Annotated in this window: 12 protein-coding genes; 4 read left to right on the plus strand and 8 right to left on the minus strand. The window is 65.4% G+C overall.

The annotated features are described in order from the left end of the window. Window positions 1-54 precede the first annotated feature (54 nt). From ACOYJQ_RS10755 to ACOYJQ_RS10765, 3 genes are all read left to right on the plus strand, one after another. Window positions 55-1575: an ABC transporter substrate-binding protein gene (locus ACOYJQ_RS10755; protein WP_433458312.1), complete on the plus strand. Its 1521-nt coding sequence runs from the start codon at window positions 55-57 to the stop codon at window positions 1573-1575. Window positions 1576-1637: 62 nt separating this feature from the next. Then, window positions 1638-2612, plus strand: coding sequence for a PLP-dependent cysteine synthase family protein (locus tag ACOYJQ_RS10760; RefSeq protein ID WP_433458313.1), 975 nt, complete (start codon window positions 1638-1640; stop codon window positions 2610-2612). A 189-nt stretch (window positions 2613-2801) separates the two neighbouring features. After that, window positions 2802-4082, plus strand: coding sequence for an MFS transporter (locus ACOYJQ_RS10765; RefSeq protein WP_433458314.1), 1281 nt, complete (start codon window positions 2802-2804; stop codon window positions 4080-4082). Between the two features lie 25 nt (window positions 4083-4107). Here the strand turns inward: ACOYJQ_RS10765 and ACOYJQ_RS10770 are convergent, their stop codons facing one another. The 7 genes from ACOYJQ_RS10770 to ACOYJQ_RS10800 are packed head-to-tail and all read right to left on the minus strand — an operon-like array spanning window position 4108 to window position 10587. Further along, the gene (locus tag ACOYJQ_RS10770) at window positions 4108-4581 is read right to left on the minus strand and encodes a MaoC/PaaZ C-terminal domain-containing protein (RefSeq protein WP_433458315.1); all 474 of its coding nucleotides are present in this window, start codon (window positions 4579-4581) and stop codon (window positions 4108-4110) included. Then, window positions 4578-6194, minus strand: a complete 1617-nt coding sequence (locus ACOYJQ_RS10775) for an AMP-binding protein (RefSeq protein ID WP_433458317.1) — start codon at window positions 6192-6194, stop codon at window positions 4578-4580. The genes ACOYJQ_RS10770 and ACOYJQ_RS10775 overlap by 4 nt, the downstream gene beginning before the upstream one ends. Next, window positions 6194-6910, minus strand: a complete 717-nt coding sequence (locus ACOYJQ_RS10780; RefSeq protein ID WP_433458318.1) for an ABC transporter ATP-binding protein — start codon at window positions 6908-6910, stop codon at window positions 6194-6196. The genes ACOYJQ_RS10775 and ACOYJQ_RS10780 overlap by 1 nt, the downstream gene beginning before the upstream one ends. Then, window positions 6907-7701, minus strand: coding sequence for an ABC transporter ATP-binding protein (locus tag ACOYJQ_RS10785; RefSeq protein ID WP_433458320.1), 795 nt, complete (start codon window positions 7699-7701; stop codon window positions 6907-6909). Before ACOYJQ_RS10785 ends, ACOYJQ_RS10780 begins: the two co-directional genes overlap by 4 nt. A 9-nt stretch (window positions 7702-7710) precedes the next feature. Next, entirely contained in the window at window positions 7711-8577 is an 867-nt protein-coding gene (locus ACOYJQ_RS10790) for a branched-chain amino acid ABC transporter permease (RefSeq protein ID WP_433458322.1), read from the minus strand. 12 nt (window positions 8578-8589) lie between these two features. Beyond that, complete coding sequence (locus tag ACOYJQ_RS10795; RefSeq protein ID WP_433458324.1) at window positions 8590-9459, minus strand: branched-chain amino acid ABC transporter permease; 870 nt, start codon at window positions 9457-9459, stop codon at window positions 8590-8592. 6 nt (window positions 9460-9465) lie between these two features. Beyond that, the gene (locus tag ACOYJQ_RS10800) at window positions 9466-10587 is read right to left on the minus strand and encodes an ABC transporter substrate-binding protein (RefSeq protein ID WP_433458326.1); all 1122 of its coding nucleotides are present in this window, start codon (window positions 10585-10587) and stop codon (window positions 9466-9468) included. A gap of 190 nt (window positions 10588-10777) precedes the next feature. Between ACOYJQ_RS10800 and ACOYJQ_RS10805 the strand changes: the two genes are divergently transcribed. Then, a complete protein-coding gene (locus tag ACOYJQ_RS10805; protein ID WP_433458327.1) occupies window positions 10778-11593 on the plus strand; it encodes an IclR family transcriptional regulator in 816 nt (271 codons plus the stop codon). A 47-nt stretch (window positions 11594-11640) separates the two neighbouring features. Here ACOYJQ_RS10805 and ACOYJQ_RS10810 read toward each other — a convergent pair whose 3' ends face one another. Continuing rightward, window positions 11641-12630: an NAD(P)H-dependent flavin oxidoreductase gene (locus tag ACOYJQ_RS10810; protein WP_433458329.1), complete on the minus strand. Its 990-nt coding sequence runs from the start codon at window positions 12628-12630 to the stop codon at window positions 11641-11643. Window positions 12631-12677 lie beyond the last annotated feature (47 nt).

Consider the following 12677-nt stretch of genomic DNA (forward strand, 5'->3'; position numbering starts at 1 on the left):
CGGGGCTGGCCGGAAGGCGCTCCGACCTCGCATTATCAGGGATGTAGAAACATCATGGCCAGATCGTTTATCGCGATGACCGTCGCATGGTCTCTCGGTTTCGCCGCCGTCTCCGCCCACGGCGCCGGGGCGGGGGAGCGCGGCGATACGCTCACCATCGGAACCGGGACCGACATCATTTCTCTCGATCCCGGCAATCACGGCACCAACGCGACGTCGGCTGTCCTGATCAATCTGTACGATCAGCTCGTGAATGCCGATTTTTCGACGGGAACGCTGGAGTTCAGGCCCTCTCTCGCGGAGAAGTGGGAACGCACCTCGCCCACGACATGGGTCTTCGATCTGCGCCGGGATGTCAGGTGGCATAATGGCGATCCCTTCACCGCCGAGGACGTGAAGTTCACCATCGACCGGCTGCAAGACGACAGGAAACTGCGCAGCAACGGAAAGTTTTCGACCGTCAGGGAGGTGCGCGTGCTGTCGCCGCACCGGGTCGAGATAGAGACGGACGGCGTTGATGCGCTGTTGCTGCACAAGTTCGTCGGCGTCGGCCCGAACATCCTGCCCCGGAAGGCTTTCGAGGCGGCGGGAACGCCGGAAAAGTTCTTCGCCGAGCCTGTCGGCACCGGGCCTTACAGGTTCGGCGAATGGGCCAAGGCCGATCGCGTGACCCTGCTGCGCAATGACCAGTGGTGGGGCGGCAAGCCGAAGTGGGAGAAGGTCGTGTTCCGCGCCCTGCCGGAAACCACGACCCGCGTTTCCGAACTCATCACCGGAGGGGTCGACATCGCCACGGCCGTGCCGCCGGAGGACATCGCCCGCATCAACGCCAACACGGCCACCCGGACCGCGGCGTCGAACATCGCCCGCAATTGCATCCTGCTGCTGCGCACGGCGCCCGATACCCCGACCGGCGATCCGCGCGTGCGCGAGGCCATCGACATCGCCATCGACCGCGACGTGATCGTGAAGGATGTGCTGTCCGGGCTCGGCGTGCCCACGCGCGGCTTCTTCCCGCCGGAAATTCCCGGCGCCAATCCCGATCTCGACAAGGATTATCGCTTCGATCCGCAGCGGGCGCGACAATTGCTGGCGGAAGCCGGCCATGCGAACGGATTCGAGCTGGAATTCGCCACGCCGAACGGCCGTTACATCAAGGACAAGGAAGTGGCGGAGGTGATCGCCGGCTATCTCGAGGACATCGGCATCCGCGTGAAACTCCAGGTGCTCGACTGGACCGTGTACAAGGATCGGCAGCAGGCCGACAAATTCGGCGAAGCGTATTTCCGCTGCATGGGAAGCTACACCGACGCATCGAGCTTCTACCGCCGGGACTGGAACGAACATCACAAGTGGAACAGCGCGGAATACGACGCGCTCGCCCGCGAGGGCGGCGTCGAGGCGGACGACGCCCGGCGCAACGAGATTTCCAGGAAGACGCAGGCGATCGTCGCCGATGAACGGCCCCAGATCGGCATCTATTTTCCGAAAGCCAATTACGGGATCAACAACCGCATCGACTTCGCGCCGCGCTTCGACGAGCTGTTCATCGCCGAGGACATCAGCCTGAAGTGACGCCCTTTCGCGAAACCACGACGGGACCGATCGTTTTCCGGCAACAATCAAGGAGGAATCTTATGGGTACGGGACCAGCGGGAAGAATATACGACGAATTTTCGCAATTGATCGGCAATACGCCGCTGCTGGAGCTGCATCGATACCGGAAAAACCGGGACTTGCCCGGCCGCCTTGTCGCGAAGATCGAATATTTCAATCCGGCCGGAAGCGTGAAGGACCGTATCGCCTGGGCCATCATCAAGGATGCGGAGGAGACCGGCAGGCTCAAGCCCGGCGACACCATCGTCGACGTGACGAGCGGCAATACCGGCATCGCTCTCGCCGCCATCGCCGCTTCGCGCGGATACCGGGCGAAGTTCTACGCGAGCGACAACATCAGCCCGGACAAGATCAGGATTCTCGACCTGTTCGGCGTCGAGGTGGTGCCGGTGAGGAACGAGTTCTTCCTCGATCCCGAGGCGCTCGAAAAGATCACGAACCGGATCAGGGAAGAGAATCCCGACGCCTACTTTACCGATCAATTGGCCAATCCGGTCAACCCGCAGGCTCATTTCGACAATACCGGCCCCGAGATATGGCGGGATACGAACGGCGAGGTCGATTTCCTCGTCGCCGGCGTGGGCACGGGCGGAACGATTTCAGGCGCCGGCAAGTTCCTGAAGTCGAAGAAGCCGGATGTAAAGGTCGTCGTCGCGGAGCCCGCGGAGGGATCGCTGCCGACGGAAGAGAATCCCTATCCCGATGAAATCGACGGCGTGCACAAGGTGAGCGAGATCGATCCGCAATTGTTGCCGGGCAACTATGACGGCTCCGTCGTGGACGAGATCATCGCCCTGGAAACGGCGGACGCGCGTCGGACGGTGCGCGCCCTCGCCTCCGAGGAAGGCGTTTTCGTCGGCACATCTTCCGGGGCGACGTTGTGGGCGGCCACGCAGATCGCCTCGCGCCCCGAAAACGCCGGCAAGACCATCGTCGTCGTTCTGCCGGATACGGGCGAGCGCTATCTGACCCTCCCGTCGGATCATCGCGGGTAATGCGGCCGGCCGGGCGCACGATCCGATTCCGTCACGACACCGGACCTGGCGCGCGGCCTTTCCGCCAACCTTCGGCAGCGAAGCATTCCCGGCAAGGGCGGCCTGCGCCCTTGCCGGGAATGGCGTCAGAACAAGGAAGCAGAACATTTCCGCGTTTCAGGGAAAAATCAAAATGCTCTGTTCACCATCATGAGCAATGCGCAGCTCCCTTCCGATGCCGCGGGGCCTCGGGTCGGGGATTTCGTTCTTTATGCGGCCGCCCATTGCATCAGCTTCGGGGGCACCCTGATGCAGAAGGCGGCCGTGGGCTGGCTGATCTGGGAGCTGACGCGTTCGGCGGCGTGGGTGGGGGCGATCGCGCTGTGCGATCTGGTGACGGCCTTCTGGGTTGCGCCGCTCGCGGGCGCGGCGACCGACCGCAGCAACCCCTACCGGCTGATCCTGTCCACGCAATCCGCCTCCCTCGCGAGCAGCCTGCTGCTCCTGGCCATCGTGGCGGCGGATATCGCCACGCCATGGCTTCTTCTCGCCTGGGCGGCCCTCAATTCCAGCGCGCAGGGCTTCAATCAGCCGGTCCGCATGCTGGTGATCGGCTTCATCGCGCCGAAGGGCCGCACGCCCCAGGCGATCGCCGCCAATTCCATGGCCACCAACGTGGCGCGCGTCGTCGGGCCGGCGCTCGGCGGCATCGTGATGCTGCATGGCGGCATCGAATATGCGATCTTGCTGAATGCGCTGTCGTTTCTGCCGTTCATGCTGGTGATCGTGCATATCCGCCGCTGGATCAGCCAGCCGCGCGCGCAGGTGAAGGACAAGCCCCTTCTGTCCGATATCGCCTCCGGGTTTTCCTATATCCGCCGGACGCCGGAAATCGCGCTGCTGTTTCTGCTCACGGCGACCTTCGCTTTCATGGCGCGTCCGTTCACGGAGCTTTTTCCGGCCATCGCCGGCGAGACGTTCGGGGGCGGTCCCGAGATGCTGGCGCTGCTGCTGACGTCGCAGGGCGTCGGCGCCCTGTGCGGGGCGGGCTGGATGCTGAGGACCCGGAGCCCGCGGGCGCTGGTGATCACCACATTCGGCGCGGCGCTGGGCATTGCGGTGGCGCTGATCGCGTTCGCCCTCACGAGCCGGCCGGAATACGGACTGGCGGCGATTTCCTTCGCCGGCCTGTTTCATGTCGTCTGCAACATCGGCATGCAGTCGATGGTGCAGACCATGAGCGCCCTTCACATGCGCGGGCGAGTGCTGTCGCTTTACGGCCTGTTCTTTCGCTCGGGGCCGGCCGGCGGCGCTTTCATCATCGGCGTCCTGGCCCACTGGGGCAGCCTTCAGGTGCTCATCGGCCTGTTCGCGGCCGCGTTCGGCGTGCTGGTCCTCGCCATCCTGCCGTCCGTCGGCCGCGTCTATCGTCTGCAACGCGGGGAGCCCGACAAGGGCCGCGACATCGCCGCCGATGCCGCGGAACCCTGACGAACACCTGCATCGGCCGTCGGCGTCAGGCCGGCTTCCCGTCCGGGAGCCCGGCCCGCGTCATCACCAGCACATCGGCGCGGCCTTCCTGCACGACCTCGCCGTGCTGGTTCTTCAGCCGGAAAAGTCGCCCGATCCGTCCGGTCCTGCCGCTTCGCCCCGGCTCCTTCTCGATGATTTCGAGTTCGAGATGCACCGTCATGCCGATGGTCAGGGGGCGCAGGAAACGCCAGTTGTCGACGGAGAGCATGGCCACCACCGTGCCGTCGAAAATGCCGAGCGGATGTAGCATGCCGATGCACAGCCCGATGCCGAGGGTGCCGTGCAGCAGCCGTTCACCGAACCGCGTCGTCGCCGCGTATTCGGCATCGCTGTGGATCGGATTCCAGTCTCCCGTCAGCATGGAGAACATCTGAAGGTCGGTTTCCGTCAGGGTGCGCCCGGCGGTGGTGAACACCTGGCCGGGGGCGAAATCCTCGTAGCAATATCCCTTGCTCATGCTTCCGCCCCTTCCTGCGCCGATTCCTCTTCCTTCAGGCGCGCCAGCGCCCATTGCCGCAGCGCGGTGCGCTGGATCTTGACCCCGTTCGCCGAGGGGACCGTGGGAAACGCCTCGATTTCCCAGATGCGCGCGGGCAGCTTGTATGCGGCGATCCGCGGCTTCAGCGCCGCCATCACGGCCGCGATATCGAGGGGCGCGTCGGGATCGCGCCGCACGAAGGCGGCGGCGCGGGGCTGGCCGTCGATCTCGACGCCGATCACCTGCACCTCGCGCAGGCCGCCGTGAACCTTGAGCGCCTCCTCGATCTCGCCCGGATCGGTGAGGAAGCCCGAAAGGCGGATGGCGTCGCCCGTCCGCGCCACATAGACGAAACTGCCGTCCTCGCGCCGATAGGCCATGTCGCCGGTGTTGAAGAACCCCTCGTCATCGACCGCTTTGGCCGTGGCTTCGGGATTGGCGAAATAGCCGATGAAGTTGCTTCGCGCCGCGATATGCAGATGTCCCGTCTCGCCGGCGGCGCAGTCCGCGCCGGTATCGGGATGGACGATGCGCACGCGCGGCTCGTCCAGCACCGCCGTCATGCCGCCGCCCCGGAGCCTCTCCGCGACGGGCAGGTGCGGCGGCTGAATGGCGAAAATGGCGTTGACCTCGCTCGATCCGTAGACGCCGACGAGCGGCGCGCCGGCCGCCGCCGCTGTTTCCAGCACCTCCGCGCATCCGGGCGTGAAGGCGCCGAAGCCGCATAGCGTCATTGTCGGCAGCACCGCGGCGTCGTGCTCGAAGATGCGGCGGTACATCTCGTCGCTGCCGACCATGTGGCTCAGTTCGCGCTCGCGGATCAGGCGCGCGGCGAGAGCGGCGTCGAACAGGGTCACGAGCTGGACGGGCACGCCGAAGCCGATGGCCGCCATGGCCGGATTGAGGCCGAATACGCCGCAGAAGGGCAGGGCCGCGAGGTAGCCGCGCGGTGGAAGTTCCTCGAAACGCAGCGTCTCGCGCGTGGCGACGGCATGCAGGCCGATGGTCTTCTGCGCATGCGCGACGAGCTTGGGCAGGCTGGTGGTGCCCGACGTGGTGAACAGGATCACCGGATCGGACGGCGCGCTTTCCGCATCGGGGCCGGGAGCGCGGGGCGTGACGGCGAGCGCATGGCACGGACGCCCGAGCAGCGTGCCGGGCGGGTTTTCCCCCACGATCGCGAAGGCTTCGAGAGCGGGCAGATCGTCGCCGGGCACTTCGGCGACGATGGAGAGGAAATCGGGCTTCTGGCCGTCATGCTGGAGGACGAAGAGCTTCGCCCCCGACGATTTCAGGATGTGATGCACCTCGCCGGCGCGGTAGCGGGTGTTCACCACCGCGACCGCCGCGCCGATGCGGGCGGCCGCGAACAGAATCGCCAGCCATTCCACGCGGTTGAGCATCATCACCGCGATGCGGTCGCCCCGCGCCACGCCATGGGCGCGCAGCCAGTCGGCCGCACCGCCGATCAGCCCCTCGAACTCGGAAAGCGGCACCTCGCGGCCGTCCTCGCGCCAGCACACCACCGATTGCGGGCCGCGGGCGCGATGGATGGCCAGAAGATCGTCGAAGCGGATATCGGCAGATGTCATCAGTAAAGCTCCATCAGCAATTTGTCGTCCGACAGGGCGTCAGGCCGTCCCTCCCAGATCATGCGCCCGGATTTCATGACCTCCACGCGGTCGGAAATCTTGAGCGCCTCGCGCACGTTCTGTTCCACGATCAGGATCGACATGCCCGTTTCCTGCTGAAGGGCGCGGATCGGGCGCAGGAGATCCTGAAAAAGCTTGGGCGCGAGGCCGATCGACGGTTCGTCGAGGATCAGGATGCGCGGCTTGCTCAGGAGCGCGCGGCCGATGGAAACCATCTGCTGCTGCCCGCCGGAGAGCGTGCCGGCGCGGCGCGTCCAGAACTCGCGCAGCATCGGCAGGATGCCCAGCACCCAGTCCACCCGCTCATGGCGCTCGCTCTTCGGGATATCGCCGGCCCAGGTGCCGAGACGGAAAATCTCGTCCACCGTCAGGCTGGGAAAGATGCCGCGCCCCTCGGGAACCATGGCGACGCCGCGCGCCGCGATGGCGCGCGGCGAGAGGCCCGTCACGTCCTGCCCGTCGAGAAGCACCTGCCCCTTCGCCGGCGCCAGCAGGCCGAACAGCGTCTTGAGCAGCGTCGATTTGCCGGCTCCATTGTGGCCGAGAAGGCACAGCACCTCGTTCTCGCGCAGCGAGATGGCGATATCCTCGATGACCGGGCGGCCGCCGTAGCCGACGGAGAGGCCGCGCCCTTCCAGATACACTTTTGCGCTCATGCTGCGCGGTCTCCGAAATAGATGGCGGCGAGAGCCGGGTCGTCCAGCACGCTGCGCGGATCGCCGTCGGCGAGAAGCTTGCCGCGATCGAGGAAGCAGATGCGGTCCGAAATCTGCACCACGATGTCGAGATTGTGCTCGATGATGCAGACGGTGACGCCCTTCGCGACCTCCTCGCGCAGAATGCGCAGGAACAGGTCGTAGCTGTTGGGATCGAGGCCGGAGGCCGGTTCGTCCAGAAGCCAGAGCTTCGCGCCCGCGGCCATGATCCGCGCCATGGACAGGAACTTGCGTTCGGCATAGGCCAGATCCGCCGCAAGGACGCGGCGCTTGCCGGAAAGCCCGAGGCGGGTCAGGATCTCGTCGACGCGCGCGCGCTTCTCTGCGCGGGAAGGGCCGGCGAAGCTGAAGGGCAGCGCGTTGTGCTCCATCACGGTCAGCACGTTTTCCTCGACCGTCATCTCATGGAAGAGGCGCAGATCCTGAAAGGTGCGTGCGATGCCCTTGCGCGCGATCTCGTAGGGCTTGCGCCCGAGGATGGAATCGCCGAGCCAGACGATTTCGCCGCCGTCGGGGGTCAGATGGCCGGTGATCTGGTTGAACAGCGTCGTCTTGCCCGCGCCGTTCGGCCCGATCAGTGTCGTCACGATGCCGGCGCGCAGATCGAGGGTCACATCGTCCGTCGCCTTCACCCCGCCGAAGGAGAGGTTGAGATGGCGGATCGAGAGCAGGACGTCGCCCGGCTGGTTGCTGTTGTCCGTCTGTCGGCTGTTCATGTTTCGGCTGCTCATGGTGGCGCCTCAGCCGCGGTTCACGAGGCCGCCGGGGCGGAAGATCATCAGAAGCGCCATGCCGAGACCGTAAATGATCTGCTGGATCGATCCGATTTCGGTCTGGGGCAGGAAACTCAGGTAGCTCAGCGCGTTGGGAAGGATCAGCAGGAGCGCCGCCCCCACGATCGGGCCGGCGATCGTGCCGGTGCCGCCGATGATCACCATCGCCATGATGAGCACGGAGGTATCCAGCATGAAGCTTTCGACATTCACGAAGCTCATGTAGCTGCCGTAGAGCACGCCCGCGATGGCGGTCATCGCCGCCGAGATCATCACCGAATAGGTCTTGATGAGCGCCACGTTCTTGCCGAAGGCCAGAGCGGCGGATTCGCTGTCGCGGATGGCCATGAGGGAGCGGCCGAAACTCGAGTGGGCCAGCGCGCGCACGATCAGGACCACGGCGGCGAGGCAGGCCAGGGACACGAGCAGAAACTGGCCGGGCTGATAGAACTCGACGCCGAACAGGCTGACCGGCGGCACGCCCACCAGCCCGCCGACGCCGCCGGTGAAGGATTTCCACTCGGAAAAGATCGTCACGCCGATCACCTGCAACCCCAGCGAGGCGGCGACGAAGTATTCCCCCCGCACCCGCAATGCCGGCAGCGCCAGCGCGATGGAAACCAGGGCGGAGGCGACGGCCGCGGCCGGCAGCGTCACGAACAGCGATGTCGATACGTTCATCGCCAGCCACGAGCCGACATAGGCGCCGATGCCGAAGAACACCGCATGGGCCAGCGAGAAGATGCCGGCGTAGCCCATGATGAAGTTGAGCGTGGTGGCGAGGATCGCGTAGATCGTGATCAGCACGCCGATGTTGAGCAGATAGGCTTCCATGTCGTCGGCACCTCAGTGCGCCTGCGCACGGCCGAACAGGCCGGAGGGAAGCAGCAGGATGAAAAGGAACAGGATGGCGAAGGTGACGGCCTCGGTCCATTGCGCGGCCACCCAGATCAGGGAGAGGCTTTCCGCCATGCCCAGGATGAAGCCCGCGAGCAGCGCGCCCCGGATGGAGCCGATGCCGCCCACGATGGTCGCGGCGAGCGAGATCAGCATCACATGATGCCCCATGGCCGGATTGAGGCCGGATGTCGCGCCGGTGATGATCGCCGCCGGCACGACGAGCAGCGAGCCGATGGCGAAGGCGCAGGTCGAGAGCCGGCGCGGATCGAGACCGTAGACCCGGATGTTCTCGGGATTGTCCGCAAGGCCGCGCAGCGCCAGCCCGATGTGGGTGTGATGCAGCATCCACTGGAGCGCCACATAGAACAGCGCGGCGGCGGCGATGGCGATCCACGCCAGCGGCGAGACGTAGAGCCCCGGCAGCATCTCCACCGATTGCGACAGCGGCGTGTCGATGGTGACGAAGCTGCGGCCGAAGACCATGCCGATGACGTTCTGGACCACGATGCCGATGCCGAAGGAGGCCACGAACACCGTGAAGAAGGAGCCCTTGTCACGCTGGATCGGGGCGTAGACGAGACGGTCCATGCCGACGCCGAACGTCACCGCCGCGACCGCCGCCGCCAGGATCGACAGCACGACGGGCAGGCCTTGCAGGTTCGCCCAGTAGAAGACATAGGCCGCCAGCACGCAGGTCGCGCCATGGGCGAAGTGAAAGATCCGGGTCGAGCCGAAGATCAGCGAAAAGCCGACCGCGGTGAGCGCGTAAGTCGCGCCCACCTGAAGCCCCGTGATGGCGAGCTGAAGCCAGAGCATGGCGGATCACTCGGCGAGGTCGAAGGTCTTCACGACTTCCGACGACCCTTTCGCGATGCGGTTCACCTGAATGGGCGCCAGCAGCGTGCCGTTTTCCTCGAAGCGGACCGAACCGCCGACGAGATTGAAAGCGCCGATTTCCCGGCGCGCGGCGAGCAGGTTCTCGCCCGTCACGGGCTTGCCGTTTTCCTCGAGGTGTTTCGCCAGAAGGCCGAACAGGCGTACGGAATTATAGTAATTCACCGTGTATGACGACGGAAGCCGGTCGTATTTCTGCTTGAAATCGCTGATGAAGCGCTTGCTGACGGGATCGTCGGATTCGAAATCGATGGCCTGGGACGTGTACAGAAGCCCCTCGGCCTGCGGAAGCGCCATGACATCGGGAACGCCCATGCCGGAATAGGATGCGAATTGCGCATTCACGCCGTTCTCGCGCAGTTGCTTGACGATCTGGATCTGCTGCGAGCCGTAGGAGGCGATGTAGACCACGTCGACATTCGCGGCGCGCACCTTGGCCGCGATGCCGGCGAATTGCTGGGCCGTGGTGGGCACGGCGAAGCTGTCGACGAACTCCCCGCCGGACTTCGGCAACTGGGTGGCGAGTTCCTCCTTGGCCGACGCTCCCAGCGGATCGTCGACATAGACGAGCGCCCAGCGCTTTCCACCCTCGCCGACGAGGTGGGGCACGAGGGCGCGGATCTCGAAATTGGCGAGCGGGATCACGTTCCAGAAGTAATCGCCCAGCTTCGCGAGATCCGGCCCCACGCCGCCGCCGTTGATCGCGACGACGCGGTTGCGCGTGGCGAGGGTTGAAATCGCCTTCGATACGCCGGTGAACGCGGAAAGCACATATTGCGCCTTGTCGACGTTCACGAGCTTCGTCATGCCGACGACGGCCGGCTGCGGCATCGCCTGGCTGTCCTCGTAGCGCATCACGACCTTTTCCTTGAGAAGGCCGTCTGCATTGATGTGAGAAGCGGCCATGTCGGCGCCGGACATGAAGATGTCGCCATAGGTCGCGTTGGTGCCGCTCAGGGGAAAGAGCGCGCCGATGGTGTAATCGGCCGCGGCTTCACTCGCGCAAAGCGCCACCACGGCGGCCGAGGCCGCCAGTCTGAAGAAACGCATTTTTACCTCCCAGGGTGTTGCCCGTTGGTCGAGCTTATTTCTCCATTTAGAATATCATTCTGTATTCGTCAATCAAAAGTGCTTTCCATGCGCAATTTTTGACGATAGCTTACACAGATTGGCTTGATTTTGGCGGTGGCGCGTGATGTTGATCACGGCAGCGCTATCTTCTGACGGAAAATAATTCTCCATGCAGAAAAACGATGATGCGGCAGGCAACCCAAAAACCTTTGTCGGGGCAGTGAGCAATGCGGTGTGCATCCTGCGCTACCTCGCTCATGCGCCCGCGCCCGCCGGCGTGGCCCAGATCGCCCGCGCGACCCATGTCAATACGAGCACCTGTTTCAACATTCTGCGCACGCTCGCAGCGGAGGGGCTGGTCGATTTCGACGAGACCGGGAAGACATATGGCCTCGCCATGGGCGTTCTCGAATTTGCCCTGCCCCTGCTGGCGGCGGACCCGGTGGATCTGATCCGCCCCGTCATTTCCGATGTCTCGCGCGGACAGGATACGCTGGTCGCGCTTTGGAAGATCACCGCCTTCGAGCGCCTCGTGCTCATCGATCGCGTCGTCGAGAACCGCATCGTGCATATCGACATGCAGCTTGGCACCCGCCTGCCTTCCTTCATCGGCGCGGTGGGCCGCTGTGTCGCGGCCAGCCGCGCGCTGGGAGAGCTGGAGCTCAGGCGCAAGTTTCAGGAACTGCGCTGGTCGCAGCCGCCCGGCTTCGATCAATACGCCGCCGAGGTGAGGCAGGCGAACATCGACGGTTACGCCTTCGACCTCGGCAATCTCTATCGTGCGATCGACATCGTCGGCGCGGTCGTGTGCGACCACTCCGGGGCGGCGCGCTTCGGCCTTTCGGCGATCGGCATCGCCGGGATGAAGAGCCCCGATCAGCTCCACGAGGTCGGCCGCAGTCTCCGGCAGGCGGCTGAACGCATCTCCCTCAATCTCTTCGGCCGGAAAGCGGCTGTCGTCCGGGAAGCGGCCGCCGTCGTCTGAGCCGTCCCCGCGCGGTCGCCGCCGGCAAGCGCGTTTCCGGGGAAGCGTCATGCCCGCACGAGGCCCTCTTGCGGCAGGGCCGCGGCGGCGAGGCGGGCAAGCGTCTCCCGCCTTTCGGCGACGATGCGGGCGATCTGCGTGCCGGCGGGTTCGATCTTCGCGATATTCCCCACGCCGTGCCCCGCCCCGTAGATATCCCGCCAGGCTTTCGGCTTGGGGTGGCCGTCGCCGAAATCCATCCTGCGCGCCTCGGCCCGCGCGGCCTCGGCCGGGTCGATGCCGGCGGCGGCGATGCTGCCTTCGAGATAATTGCCGTGCGTGCCGGAGAACATCGGCGAATAGACGATGTTCGCGGCCGTGCTCTCGACCACGAGCTGCTTGTGGCGTTCCGCGACCTGCGCCTCCTCCGAGGCGAGGAACAGCGTGCCGATATAGGCGAAATCGCATCCGAGCGCCTCGGCCGCGACGACGCCCCGGCCGGAGGTGATGGCGCCCGCCAGCGTCAGCGCGCCGCCGAAGAACCGGCGGGCTTCCTCCACCAGCGCGACCGGGTTGATGCGCCCCGCGTGCCCGCCCGCGCCCGCCGCCACGAGAATGAGACCGTCGACGCCCGCCTCGGCCGCCTTGCGCGCGTGGCGCATGTTGATGACGTCGTGAAACACCAGCCCGCCGTAATCGTGCGCGCGGCGGACGACTTCTCCCGGCGCCGACAGCGACGTGATGATGAGGGGCACCTCATGGCGCGCGATGGTGTCGAGATCTTCGGCAAGGCGGGTATTGGAATCGTGCACGATCAGATTGACGCCGAACGGCGCCGCCTTGCGGCCCGTCTCCGCCTCGAACGCCGCGAGCCTGCTCCTGATCTCGCCGAGCCATCGGTCGAGGTCGCCGGGCTGGCGCGCGTTGAGGGCCGGGAACGTGCCGATGATCCCCGCGCGACATTGCGCCACCACCAGTTCCACGCCGCTGGCGATGAACATCGGCGAGCCGATGACCGGCGCGGACAGGTCCGCCTTCAGTCGTTCCACAGTCCACATGCACTTTCCTCCCGGCCGTGATGTGCGCGGCCTTGTTTTATGCATGC

Origin of the sequence: Pseudochelatococcus sp. (assembly GCF_050946405.1) — a bacterium.
Lineage (GTDB): Bacteria > Pseudomonadota > Alphaproteobacteria > Rhizobiales > Beijerinckiaceae > Pseudochelatococcus.

Bases quoted from the DNA above. Each gene is read 5' to 3' on its own strand.
- ACOYJQ_RS10795 (WP_433458324.1), bottom strand. From the start codon at position 9,459: ATGCTCTGGCTTCAGCTCGCCATCACGGGGCTTCAGGTGGGCGCGACT.
- ACOYJQ_RS10760 (WP_433458313.1), top strand. From the start codon at position 1,638: ATGGGTACGGGACCAGCGGGAAGAATATACGACGAATTTTCGCAATTG.
- ACOYJQ_RS10810 (WP_433458329.1), bottom strand. From the start codon at position 12,630: ATGTGGACTGTGGAACGACTGAAGGCGGACCTGTCCGCGCCGGTCATC.
- ACOYJQ_RS10800 (WP_433458326.1), bottom strand. From the start codon at position 10,587: ATGCGTTTCTTCAGACTGGCGGCCTCGGCCGCCGTGGTGGCGCTTTGC.
- ACOYJQ_RS10765 (WP_433458314.1), top strand. From the start codon at position 2,802: ATGAGCAATGCGCAGCTCCCTTCCGATGCCGCGGGGCCTCGGGTCGGG.
- ACOYJQ_RS10770 (WP_433458315.1), bottom strand. From the start codon at position 4,581: ATGAGCAAGGGATATTGCTACGAGGATTTCGCCCCCGGCCAGGTGTTC.
- ACOYJQ_RS10775 (WP_433458317.1), bottom strand. From the start codon at position 6,194: ATGACATCTGCCGATATCCGCTTCGACGATCTTCTGGCCATCCATCGC.
- ACOYJQ_RS10785 (WP_433458320.1), bottom strand. From the start codon at position 7,701: ATGAGCAGCCGAAACATGAACAGCCGACAGACGGACAACAGCAACCAG.
- ACOYJQ_RS10780 (WP_433458318.1), bottom strand. From the start codon at position 6,910: ATGAGCGCAAAAGTGTATCTGGAAGGGCGCGGCCTCTCCGTCGGCTAC.
- ACOYJQ_RS10755 (WP_433458312.1), top strand. From the start codon at position 55: ATGGCCAGATCGTTTATCGCGATGACCGTCGCATGGTCTCTCGGTTTC.
- ACOYJQ_RS10805 (WP_433458327.1), top strand. From the start codon at position 10,778: ATGCAGAAAAACGATGATGCGGCAGGCAACCCAAAAACCTTTGTCGGG.
- ACOYJQ_RS10790 (WP_433458322.1), bottom strand. From the start codon at position 8,577: ATGGAAGCCTATCTGCTCAACATCGGCGTGCTGATCACGATCTACGCG.